Source organism: Megasphaera sp. SW808 (genome assembly GCF_012027795.1).
Taxonomy (GTDB): Bacteria; Bacillota; Negativicutes; order Veillonellales; family Megasphaeraceae; genus Megasphaera; species Megasphaera stantonii.
Genome location: NZ_SJOT01000030.1, coordinates 1 through 24,179 on the forward strand (window position 1 = coordinate 1; position 24,179 = coordinate 24,179).

The window sequence follows — 24,179 nt, forward strand, 5'->3', positions numbered from 1 at the left end:
GCAGTTCAAGCGCCCGGCTTGTTTTTTTTTGCGTCTGAAAGACGACGCGGTTATTTTAATTTTTTGAGGATGCGGGGATTGACGCAGCGGATATCCCGCACGCCCGTAATCATCATGGCGTCGCACAATTCGCGCTTAAACGTATCCAGCATCAGCTTGACGCCTTCCGCGCCGCCGCCGATGGCCGCAACGGCTGCCGGACGGCCGACGAGGACGGCGTCGGCGCCTAGAGCAATGAGCTTCAATACGTCTTCGCCGTGACGGACGCCGCCGTCGGCAAAGATCGTAATCCGCCCCTTGACGGCTTCGGCGATTTCCGGCAGTACGTCGGCCGTGCCGACCATACCGTCCAGTACGCGGCCGCCGTGGTTGCTGACGACGATGCCCTTAGCTCCCGCTTCCGCGCAGGCCAACGCTTCTTCCGCCGACATGACGCCCTTTACGATAAAGGGAATCTGAATGGACGCCGCTACCTTCGCAATGCTTTCAGCGCTCTTCGGGCCGACAGGCTGGCCGAAAATGCGCATATTGATCAACGTCGCCGCGTCGATATCGCAGGCCACGGCCGGAGCGCCTGACTGTTCCGCCAATACGGCCTTTTCGATGATCTTGTCGTCTTCCCGCGGCTTAATCGTCGGGACGACGCAGCCCGGACGCTTTTTACAGGACGCGATGCCCGAAGAGTACATGTACGGCGCGCCGCTGTCACCGGTGAAGGCCCACGTGCCGGCTTCCATCGCCCCCTGCGTAACGGCTTCGTCGTATTTGATTTCTTCCTCTTCCGGGTCGCCGTCGACCTGAGCGTTCAGGACGATGCCGCCTACCGGCGCGATGAGTATAGGCAGGCTCAGGGTCTTGCCAAAAATTTCAACGGCCGTCGACGGTTCTTCTACGCCCGACATGCTGCGCATGATCAAGCCGTACTCCTGCAGCGATTCCAAGTTGCGCGCAAAGGAACGGCCTGTCCGCAGTCCGCCGAAGCCGGGAATCATGCCGACACAGGCTTTGCCGTTGCACTCCGGACAGACGCGGCAGCCTTTCATCCGTTTTTTAGCCTGTTCGCGAATTTCCTTCATATCCATTGCAATATTCCTCCTTTAACAAAAAAAGCTTACTATCATGAGTATACCACATGATAGTAAGCTTTTACTAACAACTTACGCTAATTCTTTTGGAATTAGTCCATTTTTACGAAAGCGTCTTTACCAGCGCCGCAGGTCGGGCATGCCCAGTCTTCCGGCAAATCGGCAAATTTCGTGCCAGCTGCTACGTTGTTTTCAGCGTCGCCTTCAGCTTCGTCATAAATGTAACCGCAGATGGTGCATTCGTATTTATCCATTGAAAAAACCTCCCTAAAAAGAAACATTAATAAATATCGATTATTGATAATCCTTAACTATCATACCATACGGGACGATATTTTGCAACCTTATTTTGCCTTTTTACCCATGCTGATGTCGACGATACCCGTCGAGTACGGCGCGATTTCATACTGCCCGAAAATGAAGTGGATGACCTTGTTTTCGTCGAGGTAATAATTCTTCGGCAGCTCCGTCAGACCTTCGAAATATGTGGACAGCTGATACTTGCTCAGGAAAATCTTGGCGTTGATGCGGTCCAGCGTAAAGAATTCCGCATCCTCTGGCCGTACCAAATCCTGCCAGTCCAGCCGTTCGCCCGTTTCCAAATCGAAGGTCACGCCGTGCTTCCAGCTCGTCGGGTGGGCGGCCTTGTCAAAATAGATATAGCCCTGGTCGATGAAGGACAGATACTTGCCGTCGTTGAGCGTCACGACGTACGACTTTTCTTCAGTCATCTTCATGCCTTCCATGCTTTCTTTATCAAAAAACGCCTTGGCCTTGGCTTGTTCTTCTATAAAGTATTGCGCGATTTTCTGGCTGGCTGCAGCGTTGCCGGCGACGGAAACTGCCGGATACTGTATCGTCAGCGTGCTGCCGTTTGATTTCGTGTATACGGCCTTCTGCGCATCCTGCACCGTCGCCGGGGCCGCGGCGAAGGATAACGAGCCGACCAGCAAGGCGGCGCACAGCACGGCCGCTAATTTTTCTTTCATCATACCTACCTCCTGCGTACTGTATATGCTTTATTATACCATAGTTCAAAAAGCAAATGCCATTGTATTTCAGGGATAATCTTTAAACATTCTGTAAATCCGCCTTATTTTCCACGACTTTCCTCTTTTCATCCGTTCCCAGGCGGAAAAAGTAATAGACGTTTTCCGCAGCCTGCCGGGTCATGCCCGGCACGGCGGCCAGCTCTTCTACCGTAGCCGCCTTCATGGCGTCCAGATTTTTAAAGGCTCCCCACAAGGCCTTGCGCCGTTTCGGCCCGATGCCTTCGATGTGATCCAGGATAGACACGAGATTCCGCTTGCCCCGAAGGCTGCGGTGATACGTAATGGCAAAACGGTGCGCCTCGTCGCGGATAGCCTGGAGCAGCTGCAGCTCCGGCGTGTGATGGCTCAGGATAATCGAATCGCTCCGCCCTTCAACGAATACTTCTTCTATCCGCTTGGCCAGACTGATAACCGGCGCTTCGCACCCCGCCTCTCGGATGATAGGCAGGGCGGCGTGAAGCTGTCCCTTGCCGCCGTCGATGACGATGAGGTCCGGAGCGGGCCAATCCCGCTCTCCGTAGCGGCGGCCCATGATTTCCGCCATGGATTTGAAATCGTCAGGTTTCCCCTGCACGGTTTTCAGCTTAAACCGCCGGTACTCCTGCTTCGCCGGCCGGCCGTGCTCAAAGACGACCATCGACGCGACCGTTTCAATCCCCTGCGTGTGGGATATGTCGAAGCATTCCATGCGCTCCGGCAGGCGCGGCAGGTCGAGGACGCGGGCCAAGGCTTCGACGGCTCCGCTGGTCTTGTCCGTATCGTGCTGCCACTGGAGGCGGCGCTGTTCGAGAAGGACGCGGGCGTTATCCTCGGCCATGGTCAGCAGCTTCTTCTTGATACCCCGCTGCGGGATGACTAAAGCCACGTTCTGCCCCTTCTGCAGCGTCAGCCGCCGTTCATAATCCTCTTTATCCTCTACAGCCGAGACGATGATTTCCTTAGGCACGAACACGCCGTCGACGTAATACTGATCCAATACGGCAGACGTCAGGGCGGCCGCCGTTTCGTCGGCGCTGTTTTCCAGGCTGAAGGTCTCCCGCCCCATGAGGCGGCCCTGGCGGATGGTGTAAATCTGAACGCAGGTCTGCCCAGCATCGCCGGCAAAGCCGAGGACGTCCATATCACCGCCGCCGACAGTCGTAATGTTCTGCTGCTCCTGAATCACCTTGACGGCAGTTATCTGGTCGCGGTACATAGCGGCCTTTTCGAACTCCATGGCTTCCGCCGCTGATTCCATCTGCTCCTGCAGCTTTCGTACGACGCCCGTATCGCGTCCTTCCAGTATGTCGACGGCCTGTTCCACGAGCTTGCCGTATTCGCCCTTCGTAATGTAATGGACGCACGGTGCGTCGCAATGATGCAGATGGTACTGCAGACAGGGCCGGTTGGCCTGCATCGTCCGGCAGGAGCGGATGCGAAAGGCCCGCTGGATGAGCTTCAGCACGCGATGGACGGCGCCAGCATCGGCAAAGGGACCGAAATAGCGGGCGCCGTCGCGATGGACGCGGCGTGTCATAAAGACCCGCGGATAGTCTTCCTGCACGGTCACCTTGATATACGGATAGGTCTTATCGTCGCGCAGCATAATATTGTAGCGCGGACGATGCTTTTTAATCAGCGTGTTTTCCAGTATGAGCGCTTCCATCTCGTTGGCCACGACGATAGTTTCCACATCGGCGGCGTGGCTCATCATCGCCGACACCTTAGGCGCGCGCTTGGCGTCGTGCCGGACGTAGCTGCGCACGCGGTTGCGCAGATTCACAGCCTTGCCGACGTAAATGATCTGTCCCTTGTCGTTTTTCCACAAGTACACGCCGGGCTGGATCGTCAAATTTCGTACCTTATCGAGTACGGCTTCACTCAAGGCCATGGCAGTTCCCCTTCATCAAGTCCTTCGTCCGTTCCAATACGGGCTTCAGGAATCTTCCCGTATAGGACTGCGGCACCTGGCAGATATCCTCCGGCGTCCCCGTCGCTACGACTGTGCCGCCGCCGTCGCCGCCTTCAGGGCCTAAATCGACGAGATAATCCGCCGCCTTGACGACGTCGAGGTTGTGCTCGATGACTACAACCGTATCGCCGCCGTCGACGAGCATCTGCAGTACGTCCATGAGCTTATGAATATCGGCGGCATGGAGGCCCGTCGTCGGTTCGTCGAGGATGTACAGCGTCCGGCCTGTACTGCGCTTGGACAGCTCCGTCGCCAGCTTGACGCGCTGCGCTTCGCCGCCCGATAAGGTCGTCGCCGGCTGGCCGAGGCGGATATAGCCCAGCCCCACGTCCTGCAGGGTCCGCAGCTTATTGAGGATGCGGGGAATATTTTCAAAGAAATCACAGGCGTCGTCGACAGTCATGTTGAGGACGTCCGATATGGTCTTCCCCTTGTATTTAACTTCCAGCGTCTCCCTGTTGTAGCGCGCGCCGTGGCATACCTCGCAGGGCACGTATACGTCGGGAAGGAAGTTCATTTCGATGCGGATGATGCCGTCGCCGCGGCAGGCCTCACAGCGGCCGCCCTTGATGTTGAAGCTGAACCGCCCGGCCTTGTAGCCTCTCACCTTTGCTTCCGGCGTCTGGCTGTACAGCTGGCGGATGAAATCGAAGACGCCTGTATACGTCGCCGGATTGGAACGGGGCGTACGGCCAATAGGCGATTGGTCGATGTTGATGATCTTATCGATATATTCCGTTCCCCTGATTTCCCTGAACTTGCCGGGACAATGGGGCGTGCCGTATACGGCCTCAGCCAATCCCTTATACAGGATTTCGTTGACCAGCGTCGACTTGCCCGACCCCGATACGCCCGTCACGACGGTCAGGGTGCCGATGGGAATCGATACGTCGATGGCCTTCAAGTTGTGCTCCGCCGCGCCGATGACTTCGATATACGTCCCGTTGCCCTGGCGCCGCTCCTCCGGAATAGGGATATATTTCGCCCCCTTTAAATACTGTCCCGTCAGGGACTGCTCGCAGGCCATAATATCCTCTGCCGTCCCCTGGGCCACGATTTCACCGCCGTGCTCTCCCGCCGCAGGGCCGATGTCCAGTATATAATCGGCGGCCCACATCGTATCCTCGTCATGCTCGACGACGATGAGCGTATTGCCCAAGTCGCGGAGGTGCTTCAAGGCCTGGAGCAGCTTGTCGTTGTCCCTCTGATGGAGGCCGATAGACGGCTCGTCGAGGATGTATAAAACGCCGACCAGACCGGAGCCGATCTGCGTCGCCAGGCGGATGCGCTGCGCTTCGCCGCCCGACAAGGTGCCGGCCGTACGGGACAAGGTCAGGTATTCCAGGCCTACGGTCTGAAGAAATTCCAGGCGGGCCCGGATTTCCTTAAAAATCTGCCGGCCGATCATCTGCTGTTTTTCCGTCAGCTCCAAGCCGTCAAAAAATCGAATCATGTCGCCGACAGTCAAATCGGTCAGCTCGGAAATATTGAGGCCGCCGATTTTAATAGCCAGCGCTTCATGGCGCAGGCGAGTGCCGCCGCACGTCGTGCAGGGCTTGACCGACATAAACTGCTCGAACTGGTCGCGCATCATGTCGGACGACGCCTCCTTATAGCGGCGGCGCACCATGGGAATGACGCCTTCAAAGGCCGTGGCGTACTGCTTCACTTCGCCGCGCAGGTTTTCATACTCAAAGACGCACGTGTCGTCAGAGCCCCACATCAGCTTTTCCTGCAGCTCGCCGGGCAGCTCGTCATAGCTGCTGTCCAGCGTAAAGCCATAGGGCTTGAGCAAGCCGCCGAGCTGGCGCATAAACCACGAATCGGGATTGCTGCTCAAGGCTGCAATAGCGCCGTCGGCAAAGGATTTCGTTTTATCAGGCAGTACCAAATGGGGATCGACCTCCATGGTGCTGCCGATGCCGGAACAGGCCGGGCAGGCGCCGAAGGGGCTGTTGAAGGAAAAGAGATGGGGCTCGATTTCCGGCAGGCTCACATGGCAGTCAGGGCAGGCGAAATGCTGGCTGAAGGTCAGCACTTCGTCCGTGCTCATGCGCAGGATATGGACGATGCCGCCGGCCAGCTTGGCCGCTGTTTCCAGCGAATCGGTCAGGCGGGTCAGGATGCTGTCTTTAATGACCAGCCGGTCGATGACCACGTCGATCGTGTGCTTCTTATTCTTGTCCAGGGGAATATCGTCAGACAGCAGATATACCTCGCCGTCGACGCGGACGCGGACATAGCCGTCCCGCACCAGGCCGGCCAGCACCTTCTGATGCGTTCCCTTGCGGCCGTCGACGACGGGAGCCATGACCATGACCTTTTCCCCCGCGCCGAGAGCCATGACGGAGTCGGCCATCTGCTCGATCGTCTGCTGGCGGATAGGCTTTCCGCACTTCGGGCAGTAGGCGTCGCCTACGCGGGCGTAGAGCAGGCGCAGGTAGTCGTAGATTTCTGTGACTGTGCCTACAGTCGAGCGGGGATTGCGGCTCGTCGTCTTCTGGTCGATGGAAATAGCCGGCGACAAACCTTCGATATAGTCGACGTCGGGCTTGTCCATCTGTCCTAAAAACTGGCGGGCATAAGCCGACAAGGATTCGACATAACGCCGCTGGCCTTCGGCGTAAATCGTGTCGAAGGCCAGAGACGATTTCCCCGAACCGGATAAGCCCGTAAAGACGACGAGCTTATCGCGGGGAATTTTTACATCTATATTTTTCAAATTGTGCTGTCTCGCACCTTTGATACTGATATATGGTTCCTGCATAGGTTACGTTTTACTCCTTTTTGCCTTAGCTTTGCCCGGCGAGTCCGGCTTTTTCCGCCGCGCGTCGGGCCGGCGCACCTTGCGCACATACCGGGACGAGGGCATGTCCTCGCCCTGCAGCTCCTTGGGCAGCGTGTCGTCATGGCTCATATCAGCCAGCTGCTGCCGCAGCTGCCCCAGGCGGTCGCGCAATTCCGCCGCCTTTTCAAATTCCAGATTTTTCGCCGCCGTCTTCATCTGCTGGGTCACGGTGTTGATGACCTTATGCAAAGCCTCTTTCGTCAGCTTTTCGCCCTTGCCCTTATATTGGGCCTGGTCTTCGGCGACCTTCGTCAGCTCGATGAGGTTTACCACGTCTTTCTTGACGGATTTCGGCGTAATATGATGCTTTCGATTGTAAGCGTCCTGCACCTCGCGGCGCCGCTTCGTCTCGTCCATAGCCCGGGCCATGGAATCGGTAATCTTGTCGGCATACATGATGACCGTGCCGTCGACGTTTCGCGCCGCCCGCCCCATCGTCTGGATGAGAGATGTATCGGAACGAAGGAAGCCTTCCTTATCGGCGTCGAGAATCGCTACGAGGGACACTTCCGGCATGTCCAGCCCTTCGCGCAGCAGGTTGATGCCGACGAGGACGTCGAATACGCCGGCCCGCAGGTCGCGGATGATTTCGGCCCGCTCGATCGTCGCAATATCCGAATGGAGATAGCGGACGAGGACGCCCATTTCCTTTAGATAATCGGTCAAATCCTCGGCCATCTTCTTGGTCAGCGTCGTCACCAGCACGCGTTCGTTCTTTTCAGTCCGTTTCCGTATTTCACCCAGCAAATCATCCATCTGCCCGGCAATGGGCCGCACTTCGACCTTCGGGTCCAGGAGCCCCGTCGGGCGGATAATCTGCTGGGCCAGATTGGTCTGGACCTCCATTTCATAGGGCCCCGGCGTCGCGCTGACGTAGATAATCTGGTTAATCCTTTCGACGAACTCTTCAAATTTCAGCGGCCTGTTGTCCAGCGCCGACGGCAGGCGGAACCCGTATTCGATGAGGTTTTCCTTCCGCGACCGGTCGCCGGCGTACATAGCCCGCAGCTGGGGCAAGGTGACGTGCGATTCGTCGATCATGATGAGGAAATCGTCGGGAAAATAATCGAGGAGCGTGTACGGCGCTTCGCCGGCCTTACGCCCTGCCAGATGGCGGGAATAGTTTTCGATGCCCGAGCAGTAGCCCATTTCCATCATCATTTCCATATCGTACCGCGTCCGCTGCTCCAGCCGCTGCGCTTCCAGCAAATGGCCCCCTTCCTTCAGGACAGCCAATCGTTCTTCCAGCTCGGCCTCGATCGTCTTCAGGGCCTTATCCATTTTTTCCTTCGTCGTGACATAATGGCTGGCCGGATAAATGGCCACGTGCTTGCGCTCGGCCACGACCTCGCCGGTCAGCACGTCGACCTCCGTCAGCCTGTCGATTTCGTCGCCGAACATTTCAATGCGGATGACGGAGTTGTCGAAGGCCGCCGGAAATACTTCTATCGTATCGCCGTGAACGCGGAAGGTACCCCGTTCGAGATTCATATCGTTGCGGGAGTACTGGATATCGACGAGCTTGTGAAGAATCTCTTCCTGCGTCTTTTCCTGCCCCAGCCGCAGCGACACGACAAGATCGCTGTAATCCTCCGGGTCGCCTAAGCCGTAGATACAGGACACGGAGGCCACGATGATGACGTCGCGCCGTTCAAACAGGCTCATCGTCGACGAATGGCGCAGCTTGTCGATTTCATCGTTAATCGACGCGTCCTTTTCGATATATGTATCTGTAGACGCAATGTACGCCTCTGGCTGATAGTAATCGTAATAGCTAACGAAATAGGCCACTTCGTTGTCTGGGAAAAAGGCCTTGAATTCGCTGCACAGCTGGGCCGCCAGCGTCTTGTTATGCGCGATGACCAGCGTCGGCTTCTGCACGGCCTCGATGACCTTGGCCATCGTAAACGTCTTGCCTGTCCCCGTTGCACCAAGCAATACCTGCGCCCATTGGCCGGACTTGATGCCGTCAGCCAACGAGGCAATCGCCTCGGGCTGGTCGCCCATGGGCTTATACGGTGCTACCACGCGAAACGGCCGTGACGTATCATAGTCCTTATTCAAATACGACTGTATATCCATAACTCTCTCCTGCCATGGCATAGTAAAAAATAATTATTATTGATTACATTAGTATAGCACGGCTGCAAACGTATGTACAGATACTTCTGAAACCAATTAGTTCCCCTCAATATAAAAAAACATATTATAGTGCAGTACGTTTACCCGTTTTTCGACAGATTGCAGCAATGTATCCTGCACAGGCAGCTTACATCGATGCGATCCGCACTATGAACACGTCAGCAATTCTTTGTCTACAGCCAAATTCGCTGGCCCGTTTATACTCGCCTCGCACGTTCGAAGGGAATATGATGCCCCCGTATTCTGTCAGCTGCCGGATTCCCTGCAATACACCCTCCCGAATACCTAAATGTATGGGTTCCGCCTCATTCTCTTTCGTTTACATTTATTATATCATTCCATGTGGTAAAACCATACGGCTTCTAACCGCATTTTTTCCACACAAAAACGAGAGCCCCGACAGGGACTCTCGTCATAATAAACAGGCTATATTATTTTGCCATCATTTCAGCGACTTTATTGGCAAAGGCTGCCGGATCGTCAGGCATGATGCCTTCAAGAAGCAGGGCTTGATCGTAAAGCATCTTGCAGTAGTCTTTGAATTCCGGCGTATCCTTGCCAGCTTCGTGAATTCCCTGAAGCTTAGCGAAGAGCTGATGCTGCGGATTAATTTCCAAGATACGGCGCGCCTTGAGCATCGGGTTATCGGCAGCGGCAAAGGCCTGTTCCATAGCCAGGGACGGGCCAGCCGCGTCGGCGACGAGGCAGACGGCGCCGCTCTTTAAGCGGTTGGACAAGCGGACGTCGACAACTTTGCCGTCGAGGAGTTCTTTCATATCCTTCAGAAGACCTTCGTTGCTCTTAGCTAGGTCTTCGTTCTTCTTCTTTTCTTCTTTGAATGCTTCGTCTTCCAAATCCAGATCGCCGCGGCTGATGGAGTGGAATTTCTTGCCTTCGTATTCACGAATAGCTTCTACGGCAAATTCATCAACGGGATCGGTCATGCACAAGACTTCAATATCCCTGTCGCGGAGCATTTCCATCTGCGGCAAGGCATCGATAGCGGCTTTGTCTTTCCCTGTAGCGTAATAAATCTTTTCTTGGCCATCCTTCATGCGGCTGACATATTCTTTCAGCGAGCAGAGCTTACCGTCTTTAGACGACATGAACAGGAGCAGGTCTTTTAATTTATCGACGTTGTTTTCACCAGTCATCATACCGCTGTAGATGCCAATTTTTAAGGATTTCCCATATTCAGCCCAGAATTTTTCATAGGCTTCGCGGTCTTTATCGAGCTTGCGGGCCAGCGTCTTGAGGATGTTCTTTTCCAGATTGCGGCCGATGAGCTTGAGTTCGCGGCTCTGCTGGAGCAGTTCGCGGGAAATGTTCAGGGACAAATCCGGCGAATCGACGAGGCCTTTTACGAAGCGCAGGTAATCAGGCAATAAATCCTTGCATTTATCCATGATGAATACGTGGCGCGAATAGAGCTGCACGCCCGATTCATAGTCGGCGTAGTACAGGTTGAAAGGCGCGCTGCCCGGAATGAACAGCAGCGACGTGTATTCGACGTTGCCTTCGACGCGGCTGTGGAAAATTTCCATCGGTTCATCCCATTCGTAGAACTGATGCTGGAAAAATTCACGGTATTCTTCGGGCTTAATGTCCGCTTTATTGCGGGTCCACAAGGGCTGCATGGAGTTGAGGGTCCGCGTTTCCGTATGTTCTTCTTCCGGTGCGTCTTCAATAACCTTTCCGTCGGCGTCCTTCGGCTTTTCCTTTGTCGTGAAGTCCATCGTAATGGGATAGCGGATGTAGTCGGAATATTTCTTAACCAGGCTTTCCAGCAGGTATTTGTCCGTGTAGTTTTCTTCCGTTTCGCCGCCGTAAAATTCCTTGCCCAAGGTCAGGATAATCGTCGTGCCGTGCTTCGGCTTTTCACAGGTTTCCAGCGTATACTGGCCGTCGCCTGCCGATTCCCATTTATAGGCTTCTGTTTCACCGGCCTTGCGGGTGACGACCGTCACCGTATCGGCGACCATGAAGGCCGAATAAAAACCGACGCCGAACTGGCCGATCAGGTCTTTGTCGACGCTGCCGCCTTCCTGGGCTTCCTTCAGCTTTTCCAAAAAGGCCTTCGTGCCCGATTTGGCAATGGTGCCCAAGTTCTGCATGAGCTCGTCTTTATTCATGCCGATGCCGTTATCGGAAATCGTCAGGGTATGCTTGTCTTCATCCGGCGTCAAATGGATTTCAAAGGCCGTATCGCCTTCGAGAAGGTCGTTATTCGTCAGCGATTCGTAATGCAGCTTATCGATCGCGTCGGATGCGTTGGAAATCAGTTCCCGTAAAAATATTTCGTGATTCGTATAAATGGAATGAACCATCAAGTCCAGCAGTTGTTTCGTTTCCGCTTGGAATTCAAAGGTTTCTTTCGCCATGTTCAACAATCTCCTTTATTCAGAATATGTTAGCACTCTTAGCATCAGAGTGCCAACTCCCTTTTATATAATACAATAAAAAGTCAAATAGTCAATAGCAAACTTGCAAATCTGCGGCAAATCCAGCCTTCTATCTGCCAAAATATTTCTCCTCGTCATTTAGGGTAGGTTATTTATTATATAATGTATTATACATATGCGTTGAATCCTGCCGTCATCAGGTCTATAATAAGTGATATACAATATATGCATGATTTTTTATCATATATACGCGTCAGCGTATCCACTATACAGCAGGGGGGTATTATATCATGATACATACGTATGGATTAGAACGAATCGGAATTTTTTACCCGGCCAACGTGTACCGCAATATGTCTCCGGCCTGGCTGACCGAGCAGGCCCTGATTCGCGGCGAAGGCATGCTGAGCGACACGGGAGCCTTAGTCGTCCAGACTGGGAAATACACGGGCCGTTCGCCGAAGGACAAATTTATCGTCGACACGCCGGCTATTCATGAATACATCGCCTGGAACAACGTCAACCGCCCGATTTCGCGGGAAAAGTTTGACGCCTTGAAGGCTAAGATGACGGCTTATCTGCAGAACCGCGATATCTTCCTCTTCGATGGCTTTGCCGGCGCCGATTTAATATGCCGCAAAAAATTCCGCATCATCAATGAATTAGCCAGCGAAAACCTGTTTATCCGCAACCTGCTCATCCGCCCGACGGCCGACGAATTGAGCCAGTTCGGCGACCCGGACTTTACGGTCATCGTCACGCCGGGCTACCGCTGCGACCCGAAGACGGACGGCGTCCGTTCCGAAGCGGCGATCATCATCGACTACGAAACGCGGGTCGTCCTCATCGCCGGCACGCAGTACGCCGGTGAAATCAAAAAGAGCGTCTTCTCCGTCATGAACTACTTCCTGCCTGACGAAGGCGTCCTGCCCATGCACTGCTCGGCCAATATGGACCCGGTCACGAAGGAAACGGCCATCTTCTTCGGTTTGTCCGGCACGGGGAAAACGACCTTGTCAGCAGACCCGAACCGCAAGCTCATCGGCGACGACGAACACGGCTGGTCGCCGCGGGGCATCTTCAACTTTGAAGGCGGCTGCTATGCCAAGTGCATCAACCTGAACCCCGAAAAGGAACCAGACATTTACAACGCCATCCGTTCGGGCAGCCTCGTCGAAAACGTCGTCCTCGACCCGGCGACGCGGCGGCCGAACTATTTCGACAGCAAGTATACGGAAAACACCCGCGTCGGCTATCCCATCGACTACATTCCTAACGCGGCCATTCCCGGCATCGGCGGCATCCCGAAGGTCATCATCTTCCTGACGGCCGACAGCTTCGGCGTCCTGCCGCCTATCTCCCGCCTCAGCAAGGAAGCGGCTATGTACCACTTCATCACCGGCTTTACGTCGAAAGTAGCCGGCACGGAACAAGGCATTACCGAGCCGGTGCCGACCTTCTCCACCTTGTTCGGCGAACCCTTTATGCCCCTGGCTCCGGAAATCTACGCCGGCATGCTGGGCGAACGAATCGAAACGTATCATACGAAGGTCTTCCTGGTCAACACCGGCTGGACCGGCGGCCCCTACGGCATCGGCAGCCGCATGGACCTCAAGTACACCCGCGCCATGATTACGGCAGCCCTGAACGGCCGCCTCGATTCGGTCCCCTACAAGCACGACAGCCGCTTCAACGTCGACGTGCCCCAGTCCTGCCCGGGCGTCCCCAATCAGATCCTCAACCCGCGCGATACGTGGGCCAATAAAAAATCCTACGACATCATGGCCGACAAGGTCGCCGCCATGTTCCAGGAAAACTTCACGGAAAAATATCCCGACGTCCCGGAAGAAGTCAGCGACGCCGGCCCGAAACCAAAGGCCAAGCCCTAAGGCCTGATACTTCTTTCATGTAAAAAACCGTAAGGAGAGGCGTTTCGCCCTTTCCTTACGGTTTTCTTATATCATGTTAACAGCTTCTTTAACAGCTTCTTTAGGTGTCGAATACAGTCATGTCCAGGCAGTCGAACCCATCCAGGAATGATTTAACGTGGCCAATGATATCCTGGCAGCCGCCTTCTTCCTTGCTTTCGACGTTCAGCGGCATGTTCGGGTCGTGGAGGGACATGCGCAGGAGCGCCCAGCCTTCAGGGAATACGAGGCGCACGCCTTCGTACGACGGCTTGGCGACGACGACGCCGGCAGCGACAGCCCGTTCTTCAAAGGCTTGCAGTACCCTTTCGCCGTAAGCCTTTACGTCGTCTGTGCCCTGAATTTTGAGGCGGTATTCCTTGCTTTCAGCCGGATGCTTCAAGTTTGCGACCAAATCGCCGACAGCTTTCCCCGCTTTATTGGCCTGGGCCGCCGCAATGAGCAGCTTGACCGCCAAATAGGCGCCGTCGTCGAGGTAGTAGTTTTCGCTCAGCGCGCCGTGGCCCGACGTTTCAATCGCTAAGGGCGATACGACGCCGCTCTGGTTGAGGCGGATGCATTCGTTGATGACGTTTTTATAGCCCCGCATGTAGCGGTGATGGATGAGATGAAGCTCATCTTGCAGGAAGGCCGTCAGCTCGTCCGACGTGACCGAGTCCGTGACGATGGTGCTGCCCGGATAGTCGGGAGCCAAGATGGCCGCCATCATGGCGATGAGGGCGTTGCGGTTGATGGCTTCACCATCGGGCAGGACGGCGCTCATGCGGTCTACGTCCGTATCGAAAATGAGGCCCAAATCGGCATGGTTGTCGAGAACAGCTTTGCTGATCGCCGCCATGGCCTCTTTATTTTCCGGATTCGGAATATGATTGGGGAACATGCCGTCCGGTTCGAGGAACTGGCTGCCCGTCGTATCGGCGCCGAGGACGTCGAGGACCTTCGAGGCAAAGAAGCCGCCTGCGCCGTTGCCGGCATCGACGACGATGTGCATGCCTTCCAAGGGCTTGCTGTCCGGGCCAGCGCCTACGCCGTCGCGGATTTTAGAGCACAGGTGCTCGGCATATATATCGATAATCGGCAGCGTCTGCACGCCGGACACATCGCCGTGTGTTTCTTCCAGCGACGCCGCCCGGGTCAGGACGTCTTTAATATCAGCCTTTTCCAGACCGCCGTCTTTCGTAAAGAATTTCAAGCCGTTGCGGTTGTACGGCAAATGGCTGGCCGTAATCATGATGGCTCCGTCCATATGAGTCGATTCGAAGATAATCGACATGAACATAGCCGGCGTCGAAGCCAAGCCGCAGTCAAACCCGGCTACGCCGCAGGCGCAGAGGCCTTCCAGCACGGCCTGCTTCATCGTGCCGGCAGAAATACGCGAATCATGGCCGACGGCAACGCGCAGGCTGTCGACAGGTTTGCCCGTCTTTTCCGCTAAAAAGGAGGCAAAGCCGGCGGCAATGCGGTTCGCCGCTTCGGGAAACAGCGTCACGGGCTCGCCGGGAACGCCTTCTACGGCGACGCCGCGGACGTCGCTGCCGTTCTGCAACTTCATCATATCTGATTCTGTAATCATAATCGTTCACTCCCAATATTAGTAATTCTATATTATAATAGTAATGGAAAGCGCCGCAAAAAACAAGGCGCGTCTTCACAAATAACTCTATGCTGTAAAGGAGATTTTCATGAACCAACCGGATACGCTCGAAAACAAAGCAAAATCCATGATGATTTTAGCTATGCTCATCTTCGGTACCATCGGCATTTTCGTCCGCTACATCCCCCTGCCGTCCAGCGTCATCGCCGTCGGCCGCGGCATCATCGGCACGGCCTTTTTATTTCTGTTCATCAAAGGCAAGGGCATCCCCATATCCTGGCCGGATATCCGGCAAAACCTGCTTCTCCTCTGCCTGTCCGGCGCGGCCCTGTGCGGCAACTGGACCTTCCTCTTCGAAGCCTACCGCTACACGTCCATCGCAACGGCGACGCTATGTTATTACATGGCCCCGATCATCGTCATCCTGGTCTCGCCGATTTTCCTGAAAGAAAAGCTGACGGCCCGCAAATTTCTCTGCGTCCTGACGGCGCTGGCCGGCATGGTCCTCGTATCGGGCATCGGCCAGGAAGGCGGCAGCGCCAACATGACCGGCGTGTTCTTCGGCCTGTGCGCCGCCTGCTGCTACGCCTGCATCGTCATCTTCAATAAAAAAATCAAGCCTATGGCCGCCTACGATAAAACCATCGTCCAGCTTGGTCTGGGAGCCCTGCTGCTGATGCCCTATGTCCTCTTGACGGAAAACGTCACTGCTCTGGACGCCTCTCCCTTCAGCCTGGCCATGTTCCTCGTCGTCGGCGTCGTCCATACAGGCTTTGCCTACGTCTTTTACTTCGGCTCCATGCAGTCCTTAAAAGCCCAGACCATCGCCCTGTTCAGCTACCTGGACCCGATTTTCGCCATCCTGCTGTCGGCCGTCGTCCTCGGCGAGCCCCTCGGCATGACCAGCATCATCGGCGCAGTCCTCGTCTTAGGCTCAACATTGGTCAGTGAATTGAAGGCCTGACCATTTGCAGAAGGAATCATTCCATGCTAGACTATGTGTATACTGCATAGAAAAAAAGGAGAGTACCTACATGCCAACCTATAAAATCATTGCATGCGACATGGACGAAACCCTGCTCAGCAGCGACGCCTCCATCTGCCGCCGCAATATTGAAGCCATTGCAAAAGCAAAAGCCCAGGGCGTCAAATTCGTGCCCTGCACGGGACGGGGATTCCGCTCCGTCGAAGGCGTCTTGAAAACGCTGAACCTGTTCGACGAAGCCGGCCAATACGTCATCGGCTTCAACGGAGCCAGCATCACGGAAAACAAAGGGCACCGCTCCCTGTTCTGGGACCCGATTCCCTTCGACCTGGCCGATACGATTTACCGAAAAAGCGCGTCCTACGGCCTCTGCATGCACATCTACACCCGCGACACCGTATACATCAGCGGCATCACGCCTGACGAAGAAGATTTCCTCCGCGGCCGCATGGCTTACGTGCCGACGGCGGAAAAGACCCTCGACTTCCTGCGCGGCAAGGAAGAAGTCTGCAAGCTCATCATCATGCACACCGACTACAGCCGCCTGCAGGAAATCCACGCCGAAATGATGCCTCTTCTCGACGACATTGCAGTCAGCTTTTCCAGCAACCGCTACATCGAGTTCATGCACAAGGGCGTCACGAAGGGCGTCGCCCTCCTCAAATTAGCCGCCATGCTCGGCGTACAGCCTGAAGAAACGATGGCTATCGGCGACAATATCAACGACATTGAAATGCTCCAGGCCGCCGGCCTCAGCGTAGGCGTCCATAATTTAAATCCCCTAATCCGCCAATACTGCAGCGTCGTCACCGACGCGACGAACAACGACGGAGCCGTCGGCGAAGCCATTGAAACTTTCGTATTGAAATAACCCGTTCAATAAAGCAAACGATATATTGCATCACGCCAACAAGGCATGCCCTGCGAGTCTCAGACCCGTTAGGCATGCCTTGTTAGTTCATCATATATTTTATGGATTATGAGGGTTAACAAATTATACTATTGAAATAACACACTTTCTGCAAACAAATTCATTTAGGACTTATAAGCCTAATACTTTTTTGCCTGCATTCAATACTTTTATAATTTGATCTACATCGTAAACAGTGCCTTTCCAGGCGCCTCCGCTTACATCCTGCAACGCAGCCCATAACCGCGTATCATCCGGCAAATCTTCATCAGGACGGACATCCGGATTCGTTTCACGTTTAGCTAATTCAGCAGCACCTTCCTCATAGGTCATAGGCTGATCTTCTGTGCCGATAAAGTTCAAACTGCCTTCAAGTTTAACCGTATCGACAATAATTTCTACAATATCGCCGTCTCTCAATTTACCAATGGGGCCCCCTGCCAATGCTTCAGGTCCAACATGTCCAAAGCAAGCGCCAGTAGAAACACCGGAGAACCGAGCATCTGTAATCAAGGACACATGTTTACCAAAAGGTAAATTCTTCAAAGCAGACGTCAGCTGATATGTTTCTTCCATCCCTGTTCCCAACGGACCGCCGCCCATGACAACCATGATATCGCCAGCAACAATTCGGCCAGGTTCTTCCAAAGCAGTAATAGCAGCTTTTTCAGAAGTAAATACCTTAACTTTAGCAGTATGTCTGAATACATGGTCATCGTCAATTACACTCGGGTCAATGGCTGTAGATTTGACAACTGCACCTTCCGGAGCAATATTGCCAACAGGGAACGTAACTGTCGAACCAATACCCTTTTCTTTAGCTTTTTCAGGAGAGAAAATAACTTCATTAGGATCAAGATTATCCACTTCCTGCAAACGTTTGCGGCATGCTTGACGCCGTTCCGAATTTTCCCACCAATCAAGATTTTCACCAAGAGTACTGCCGGTAACTGTCATTACATCTTCATGCAGCAAGCCTAATTTGCGCAAATGCAGCATAACTTCCGGAACACCGCCAGCCAAGAATGCTGCCGCTGTCGGATAATTGACCGGTCCAATTGGTAATACACTGACCAAGCGCGGAACTTCCTTATTAATACGTGCCCAATCTTCAACAGTTGGTCTTCTGCAGCCAGCAGCATATGCAATAGCTGGCAAATGAAGCAATAAATTCGTCGAACCGCCAAAGGCTGCATGAAGAATCATAGCATTTTCAATAGCGTGATCAGTCAAGACATCTTTAGTCGTAATACCATTCTTTTCCATTTCAACAGCTGCAATAGCCGATTTTCTGGCAATATCTTTCCAAATTACAGATCCAGACGGAGCCAAGGCAGAATGAGTTAACGCCAAGCCTAAAGATTCTCCAATTACCTGTGAGGTTCCAGCTGTACCAAAGAACTGACAGCCGCCGCCGGAACTTGCACAAGAACTGCAGCCAAGGCGAATAGCATCTTCATAAGATAATTCCCCATTAGCAAAGCGCACGCTGATTGTCTGTACTGTACCAAGGTCTTCCCCTTTATTCGGCATCAGAGTAGAACCACCCGGAACTAAAACTGTAGCAATATCATGCATGCTGGCCAAAGCCATCATCGTTGCCGGTAACCCCTTATCACAGGAGGCAATGCCAACAACAGCTTTACGAGTCGGAAGAGAACGAATCAGCCGTTTCATAACGATAGCTGCATCATTGCGGTACGGCAAAGAATCAAACATACCAATCGTCCCCTGAGTACGGCCATCACAAGGGTCAGAAACAAAAGCTGCGTAAGGAACTAATCCCATATTTTTAATTTCATCTGCCGCTTCTGCAACCTGAATATCCAATTCATAATGACCTTGATGAAGCCCAACAGCGATCGGACTGCCATCCGGATTACGGAGTCCGCCTTTTGTGCTTATGATCATTACATCGCCATTAGCTAAGGTATCCGTATTCCAGCCTTCACCTGCATTCATAGTCATGCCAAAAATATTTCCGCTAGGTAATGTCTTCAACATATCCGGCGTCAAGGGCAACGTCCCCTTAGGTCCGTCTGCATGCGTTACGGCATCATAGATACCTTGCGGTTCATTTGTATACAAATTTTTAATAGACATACATTTCTCCTTCTTAATACCGATTAAAATTACCACATCAAAGAGTATAAAAAGAGAGGATGCCGCCGTTTATTAACGAGACATCCTCTCTTTTTCACATAAACGACATATGGTATCGTTTTATATATTTATTATTTTCCTTCTGTTTTCTTAGGCAGCGTCAGCGTGAGCAGGAAGCCAGCAAACAAGCAGGCTGCCAAGAAATAAACACCAGCAAAAATAGACATGAACTGCGTCGTAAGATAACCTACGATAAAGGGTCCGACGAAGCCGCCCAAATTCCCCAATGCGTTGATAATGCCCATGGAGCCACCGGCAACATTAGCCGGGAAAAGCAACGTAGGAATCGTCCAGAAAATACCGGAAGCGCACTGTAAGAAAAGCCCGCAACCACAAAGGAAAGCAAAGGATACCCAAGGCTGTGCTTGGAACAATACCGATGCCAAGAAGCAGAGAGCAAAACCTAACAGAGGAAGAGCAACGTATTTCTTACGGTTACCGCTTCTGTCAGAAAGATGTCCGAAGATGTACAAACCAGCCATGCAAGCAAAATACGGAATGGTCGAAAGGAAACCAATCATTGTCATGCTGGAAGATGTAAGATCGCGAATAATAGTAGGCAGCCACATAGCAAAACCGTAAATCCCCGTCTGGTATGCGAAGTAAATCAAAATCAATTTCCACATGTTAAGACTGCCAAAAATCTGTCCTAAAGAAACCTTCCCGGTTTCACCGCTAATAGCAGCCTGTTCAGCTTCACGTGCACTGACGATGTAATTGCGTTCTTCTTCTGAGAGCCATTTAGCCGTTTTAGGATCTTCACTAATCATCGGCCACCATACGAAGATCAAAAGCAAGGATACGAGACCTTCGACGATAAATACGGAACGCCAGCCATAGCTCGTTACAAGCCAACCAGAAACAGGACCGGTAATAATAGAGGCAATAGCGATGTTCATGATAAAGTATGAATTCGCTCTGCCGCGTTCCGAAGCTGGGAACCAGTGGCTGAGAATAACGAGAACTGCCGGCCAAACGCCGCCTTCAGCAACGCCAATAAGGAATCGGAGAATCAGCATATGCGCCGCCGTATCAACAAAACCTAACAGCACACACATGATACTCCATGCCAAGATAGCTCCAGCAATAAACTTCTTAGCATGTCCTTTTTCAGCCAATGCACCGCCAGGAACCTGAAGAACCATATACCCAACGAAGAAAATACCAGCTGCCAAACCAGAGAGCGTTGCAGTCATCTGCAGTTCTTCACTCATGCCTCCAGCCATAGCAAAACCAATATTTGTTCTATCCATAAAACCAAAAATGTAAACTAAAATACAGGGCGGAATAATCCGAGTCCATCGTTTTCCCGGAATATTTTTAGCAATTGCTTCAGCCATCTTATTTCACTCCATTCAAGCGTTTAGAATAAATTGCCATTTTCATCAAACTGCATAGGAGCTACTTCCCCTATGATTTCCATATTAGGATTAGCTTCTACTTCCGGAATCAAGACTTCAGAAACTTCAATTTCCTCAATTTCCATTGTATTCTTAATACGAATAATGCGAGGTTGAAGTTTATCAGCACCTGCACAGGTTTTAACAGCAGCTTGTACAGCCAATCTGTCATTAGGAGTCCAGAACGGAATTTTAACCATTTCAAGAAGAGTAGAGGTAATAGCATTAGGATAAGCCATTTCATTTATGATCTTATCTACACACCGCTGTGTCGTGACATCTGCTAAACCTAAACCATTCGCATTACCATGAGTTTCTTCCGTTAAATCAAGAACTACAACACGTTTTGCTTTGAAATTACCAATACGCGGTTCAGAGCCATCAGCACCGCGAGGAACACCCGTTTCACGAGGCAAAGTACCGGAAACATTCGGGTCCATGCCATCACCGCTGATATTTTTGCCAATTTCATCAACAATGAGAACATCAGCATTGTCAATAAGAATATGTCCCATTATTTTCTTGGCTTCCAAAAGAAGACTCGGCTCTTGTTCAATAATTTCATCAGGTGTAAGTGCTGTTAATTTATAGGTCTGATCAAATGCGTTTTCAATGGTGCCGATGCCACAAATAATAGGCGCATTCTTTAAAATAACTTTACCGTATCGCTGCAGATTTTCAGCCATTTTAGGGAAGCCCTGTTCATGAACGCCTTCTGCACCATGCTGCTTACCCATGCCGATAACAGCCATTTTCATGAGGCCGCTTTCATACGGACCTACAAACTGCGTATGAGCTTTAATGCGGCCAACCATAATAATGCCGTCGGCTTCCGAAGCATATTTATCGATAAATACAGGCCGTCCATCATCAGTAACGCCAATCTGCTTCGTTTCCATCGATGCTTTGATAGGACATCCCATGGCTTCTTCCGTAACACCATACCCATTAACGATTTCAAGCTGACCTTCCGGAGTTGCACCGCCATGACTGCCCATAGCAGGAAATACAAAGGGGCTTCCGCCTTTTTGTTTTACATAGTCAACAACAGCTTTAATGATGATATCAATGTTCGCAACACCGCGGCTGCCGCAGGTAATGGCAATCGACATTCCCGTTTTGATCTGAGATGCTATGATATCCCGATCTAATTCCTTCCAAATAACTTGCGGAATGTCTTCAGGCGCAATATACGAAGGATCAAAATGCTGTTTTACCTTTACCATTTTGGGAATCGCAATATCCTGGCACAAATTTGCAATAATGTTAGCATCCATTTTGCTCTCTCCTTTCAAAATAATTATTTTAAGCCATTATCTTGTAAAATTTTCTCTACTTGCTGAACTTGCTCCGCCGTAATCGGATTAAATTCAAGACAATGCGTAGAAATATTCAATCCTCGCAGAGACATTGCCGTCTTTACTGCAGGAAGGAATGGCTCGTTAATCGTATAGAAATTCATCAATGAATTAATAATTTTTTGGTATTTTTCTATGTCTGCTACATTTCCATCATTAATAGCTTTTACCCAAGCCGAACATACTTCGGGAGCAATATTTGACAACCCGCCAATGCATCCATTTCCTCCGCTCAGCATTGTATGCATCAAGCTTTCATCAAATCCAGACATTACGATAAAGTCAGGGAACTCGCCTTTTGTCGCATTAATCAATGCTCTTGTATGTCCAAAGTTGTCAACCGTATCCTTATACCCTACAAGGTTCTTATGCTTGCGCAAAAGACGCAATGTAATTTCCGGAGTCAAATCATATCCAGAACCGCCGGGATAGTTATAGAGGAAAACATTGCCCTGAATCTGAGGAAGAATCTGGTCATAATACCATTCAATGTTTTGTGCTCCCAAGGTAAAGTAATAGGGCCCAATAATCATAACAGCATCGGCACCAGCTTGAAGAGCATAGTTAGATAATTCAACGGTTTCCTTCGGAGTCATGCAGCCTGTTCCTACTAAAAACTTTACTCTGTGATTGATACAAGAAACTGCCACATCAATCAGCTGCTTTCGTTGCTCCATAGACATAGCGAAAAATTCACCCGAACTGCCCATAACAACAATCCCATCTACGCCGCCTTTAATTAAATGTTCATACACGAGTTTATTACCACTGGCATCAACATTTCCATCTTGATCAAAAATAGTTACAACTGGCGAAAAATATTCGGCTTTTTTCATACAAGTTACGCTCCTCAACTTTCAGTTTTTAAACATAATTACATACACGAGCAATTGCTATTTCCATAAAACCTAGTGCTTCTGATTTTGTCTGCTTGCCATTAGCTACCTCAATCGTCAAATCAAGCAATTCTTTACCCAATTCTTCAATTGTTTTTTGTCCGTAAATTACAGGACTAGCATTGAAATCCATGTTATCTTCCATCTTCTCATACGTGAGCTTATTGCCAGTAAGTTTGATAACAGGACAAATAGGATTGCCCATGACATTTCCTCGTCCCGTTGTAAAGACAACAACTTGGCAGCCGCCTGCAACCATCCCCGCTACAGACGAAAAGTCATTTCCCGGCGTATCCATGATAACCAGGCCTTTTTCATCAATTTGTTTAGCATAATCATATACGGCATTGATTTCTCGGTGACCACCTTTATGAATACATCCTAAAGATTTTTCTTCCAATGTAGTCAAGCCGCCGGCTTTGTTACCAGGAGACGGATTGCCTTCCCGAACTTCTTCACCAACGAGCTGAAGCGCTTTTTCATAGCGATGAACAATTTCGAAAATACGATTACGAACCTCTTCATTCTTAGCACGTCGAGCCAAAATGTGTTCAGCCCCAATAAATTCTGTTGTTTCACTCAAAATAGAAGTAGAACCTAAATCAACCAAACGGTCGCTCAGATCACCAACTACCGGATTGGAAGCCAATCCCGACGTAGGGTCAGAGCCACCGCAGTTCGTACCTACAATTAAATGGGAAATATCAAATTCTTCCCGCTGAACCATGCTGGCTTCAATTACCATCTCTCTGGCATATCGTACAGCCTTTTCCACAGCCTTGATCGTTCCGCCAGATTCTTGAATGATAACCTGCTTAATAGGCTTATTTGTCCGTTCTTGAATGGCTTTGACAACCAAATCCATCTGACAGTTTTCACAACCTAACGATATAACAACAGTACCATAAATATTAGGATTAGCAGCGAAACCTGCCATTATATCCATTGTAAGCTGTTGGTCAGACGGAACTTGGGAACAGCCATTTTGATTATGAAAAGTGACTGTACCCTGAACCTGCTGAGAAACAATACGGGCTGTATCAGTTGCACAAACACTTGCCGGTAATACTAACACGTAATTGCGTACGCCAACGCGGCCATCCGGTCTTTTATATCCTAAAAAGTTCATGTCATCTCCTCCTTTTAACCCAGATCTTCTCGAACATTTTTAACATTATGGACGTGAACATGTTCACCTTTTTTTACCAATCCGGCAGCATGTCCAATATGTTCTCCATATTTTACAATCGGTTCATCATCAGCAATATCCCGAATAGCAAATTTGTGGTAAATTTGAATGTCTTCAGCTGCAGTTAACTCGACAGCTTCCTTTTCAAAATTCAAATATGTAATGAGATCGCCTTTCTTGATCTGTTCAATTGCTACAGCAACATTGTCCTTTGGATCAATAATCATACCGTTAATCATGTCTTATTTCGCCTCCTATTTTATATCCATATACACA

At 51.4% G+C, this 24,179-nt stretch carries 17 protein-coding genes; 3 read left to right on the plus strand and 14 right to left on the minus strand.

Translation table 11 applies throughout. The features are described from left to right. Positions 1-50 precede the first annotated feature (50 nt). From E0L13_RS10135 to htpG, 7 genes are all read right to left on the minus strand, one after another. Entirely contained in the window at positions 51-1,082 is a 1,032-nt protein-coding gene (locus E0L13_RS10135; protein ID WP_087478103.1) for an alpha-hydroxy-acid oxidizing protein, read from the minus strand. Between the two features lie 95 nt (positions 1,083-1,177). Next, positions 1,178-1,339 (minus strand): rubredoxin, encoded by a 162-nt coding sequence (locus tag E0L13_RS10140; protein WP_087478104.1) that lies wholly within the window; start codon positions 1,337-1,339, stop codon positions 1,178-1,180. 90 nt (positions 1,340-1,429) lie between these two features. Further along, entirely contained in the window at positions 1,430-2,077 is a 648-nt protein-coding gene (locus E0L13_RS10145; RefSeq protein WP_168062168.1) for a DUF3298 and DUF4163 domain-containing protein, read from the minus strand. A gap of 79 nt (positions 2,078-2,156) precedes the next feature. Continuing rightward, entirely contained in the window at positions 2,157-4,007 is a 1,851-nt protein-coding gene (uvrC, locus tag E0L13_RS10150) for an excinuclease ABC subunit UvrC (protein ID WP_168062169.1), read from the minus strand. Further along, positions 3,994-6,855: an excinuclease ABC subunit UvrA gene (uvrA, locus tag E0L13_RS10155; RefSeq protein WP_168062171.1), complete on the minus strand. Its 2,862-nt coding sequence runs from the start codon at positions 6,853-6,855 to the stop codon at positions 3,994-3,996. The genes uvrC and uvrA overlap by 14 nt, the downstream gene beginning before the upstream one ends. Before the next feature lie 3 nt (positions 6,856-6,858). Next, positions 6,859-9,018, minus strand: coding sequence for an excinuclease ABC subunit UvrB (gene uvrB, locus E0L13_RS10160; RefSeq protein ID WP_168062173.1), 2,160 nt, complete (start codon positions 9,016-9,018; stop codon positions 6,859-6,861). 491 nt (positions 9,019-9,509) lie between these two features. After that, entirely contained in the window at positions 9,510-11,459 is a 1,950-nt protein-coding gene (gene htpG / locus E0L13_RS10165; RefSeq protein ID WP_168062175.1) for a molecular chaperone HtpG, read from the minus strand. A gap of 311 nt (positions 11,460-11,770) precedes the next feature. Between htpG and pckA the strand changes: the two genes are divergently transcribed. Continuing rightward, positions 11,771-13,369: a phosphoenolpyruvate carboxykinase (ATP) gene (gene pckA, locus E0L13_RS10170; RefSeq protein ID WP_087478112.1), complete on the plus strand. Its 1,599-nt coding sequence runs from the start codon at positions 11,771-11,773 to the stop codon at positions 13,367-13,369. Positions 13,370-13,469: 100 nt separating this feature from the next. On the opposite strand, the gene E0L13_RS10175 is transcribed toward pckA, so the two are convergent. Next, positions 13,470-14,981, minus strand: coding sequence for a phosphomannomutase/phosphoglucomutase (locus E0L13_RS10175; protein ID WP_206081628.1), 1,512 nt, complete (start codon positions 14,979-14,981; stop codon positions 13,470-13,472). A 109-nt stretch (positions 14,982-15,090) separates the two neighbouring features. Between E0L13_RS10175 and E0L13_RS10180 the strand changes: the two genes are divergently transcribed. Together E0L13_RS10180 and E0L13_RS10185 are read left to right on the plus strand one after the other, a co-directional pair. Beyond that, positions 15,091-15,966: a DMT family transporter gene (locus tag E0L13_RS10180; protein WP_198643465.1), complete on the plus strand. Its 876-nt coding sequence runs from the start codon at positions 15,091-15,093 to the stop codon at positions 15,964-15,966. Between the two features lie 70 nt (positions 15,967-16,036). Beyond that, a complete protein-coding gene (locus E0L13_RS10185; RefSeq protein ID WP_168062177.1) occupies positions 16,037-16,858 on the plus strand; it encodes a Cof-type HAD-IIB family hydrolase in 822 nt (273 codons plus the stop codon). A 171-nt stretch (positions 16,859-17,029) separates the two neighbouring features. Here the strand turns inward: E0L13_RS10185 and E0L13_RS10190 are convergent, their stop codons facing one another. From E0L13_RS10190 to E0L13_RS10215, 6 genes are all read right to left on the minus strand, one after another. Further along, positions 17,030-19,000, minus strand: coding sequence for a YjhG/YagF family D-xylonate dehydratase (locus tag E0L13_RS10190; RefSeq protein WP_168062178.1), 1,971 nt, complete (start codon positions 18,998-19,000; stop codon positions 17,030-17,032). Between the two features lie 131 nt (positions 19,001-19,131). Beyond that, positions 19,132-20,400, minus strand: a complete 1,269-nt coding sequence (locus E0L13_RS10195; protein ID WP_095629404.1) for an MFS transporter — start codon at positions 20,398-20,400, stop codon at positions 19,132-19,134. Positions 20,401-20,423: 23 nt separating this feature from the next. Then, positions 20,424-21,737: a lactate racemase domain-containing protein gene (locus E0L13_RS10200; protein WP_168062180.1), complete on the minus strand. Its 1,314-nt coding sequence runs from the start codon at positions 21,735-21,737 to the stop codon at positions 20,424-20,426. A gap of 23 nt (positions 21,738-21,760) precedes the next feature. Continuing rightward, positions 21,761-22,654 carry a dihydrodipicolinate synthase family protein gene (locus E0L13_RS10205; RefSeq protein WP_107196799.1) on the minus strand — a complete coding sequence of 298 codons (894 nt, stop codon included), beginning with the start codon at positions 22,652-22,654 and terminating at the stop codon, positions 21,761-21,763. Between the two features lie 28 nt (positions 22,655-22,682). Next, positions 22,683-23,843: a UxaA family hydrolase gene (locus tag E0L13_RS10210; RefSeq protein WP_095629407.1), complete on the minus strand. Its 1,161-nt coding sequence runs from the start codon at positions 23,841-23,843 to the stop codon at positions 22,683-22,685. Positions 23,844-23,857: 14 nt separating this feature from the next. Continuing rightward, on the minus strand, positions 23,858-24,142 hold the full coding sequence (locus E0L13_RS10215) for a UxaA family hydrolase (RefSeq protein ID WP_107196459.1): 285 nt from the start codon (positions 24,140-24,142) through the stop codon (positions 23,858-23,860). Positions 24,143-24,179 lie beyond the last annotated feature (37 nt).

Bases quoted from the DNA above. Each gene is read 5' to 3' on its own strand.
- E0L13_RS10180 (WP_198643465.1), top strand. From the start codon at position 15,091: ATGAACCAACCGGATACGCTCGAAAACAAAGCAAAATCCATGATGATT.
- E0L13_RS10145 (WP_168062168.1), bottom strand. From the start codon at position 2,077: ATGATGAAAGAAAAATTAGCGGCCGTGCTGTGCGCCGCCTTGCTGGTC.
- E0L13_RS10190 (WP_168062178.1), bottom strand. From the start codon at position 19,000: ATGTCTATTAAAAATTTGTATACAAATGAACCGCAAGGTATCTATGAT.
- uvrC (WP_168062169.1), bottom strand. From the start codon at position 4,007: ATGGCCTTGAGTGAAGCCGTACTCGATAAGGTACGAAATTTGACGATC.
- E0L13_RS10140 (WP_087478104.1), bottom strand. From the start codon at position 1,339: ATGGATAAATACGAATGCACCATCTGCGGTTACATTTATGACGAAGCT.
- E0L13_RS10135 (WP_087478103.1), bottom strand. From the start codon at position 1,082: ATGGATATGAAGGAAATTCGCGAACAGGCTAAAAAACGGATGAAAGGC.
- E0L13_RS10175 (WP_206081628.1), bottom strand. From the start codon at position 14,981: ATGATTACAGAATCAGATATGATGAAGTTGCAGAACGGCAGCGACGTC.
- E0L13_RS10210 (WP_095629407.1), bottom strand. From the start codon at position 23,843: ATGAACTTTTTAGGATATAAAAGACCGGATGGCCGCGTTGGCGTACGC.
- uvrB (WP_168062173.1), bottom strand. From the start codon at position 9,018: ATGGATATACAGTCGTATTTGAATAAGGACTATGATACGTCACGGCCG.
- pckA (WP_087478112.1), top strand. From the start codon at position 11,771: ATGATACATACGTATGGATTAGAACGAATCGGAATTTTTTACCCGGCC.
- E0L13_RS10205 (WP_107196799.1), bottom strand. From the start codon at position 22,654: ATGAAAAAAGCCGAATATTTTTCGCCAGTTGTAACTATTTTTGATCAA.
- E0L13_RS10200 (WP_168062180.1), bottom strand. From the start codon at position 21,737: ATGGATGCTAACATTATTGCAAATTTGTGCCAGGATATTGCGATTCCC.
- E0L13_RS10185 (WP_168062177.1), top strand. From the start codon at position 16,037: ATGCCAACCTATAAAATCATTGCATGCGACATGGACGAAACCCTGCTC.
- uvrA (WP_168062171.1), bottom strand. From the start codon at position 6,855: ATGCAGGAACCATATATCAGTATCAAAGGTGCGAGACAGCACAATTTG.
- E0L13_RS10215 (WP_107196459.1), bottom strand. From the start codon at position 24,142: ATGATTAACGGTATGATTATTGATCCAAAGGACAATGTTGCTGTAGCA.
- E0L13_RS10195 (WP_095629404.1), bottom strand. From the start codon at position 20,400: ATGGCTGAAGCAATTGCTAAAAATATTCCGGGAAAACGATGGACTCGG.
- htpG (WP_168062175.1), bottom strand. From the start codon at position 11,459: ATGGCGAAAGAAACCTTTGAATTCCAAGCGGAAACGAAACAACTGCTG.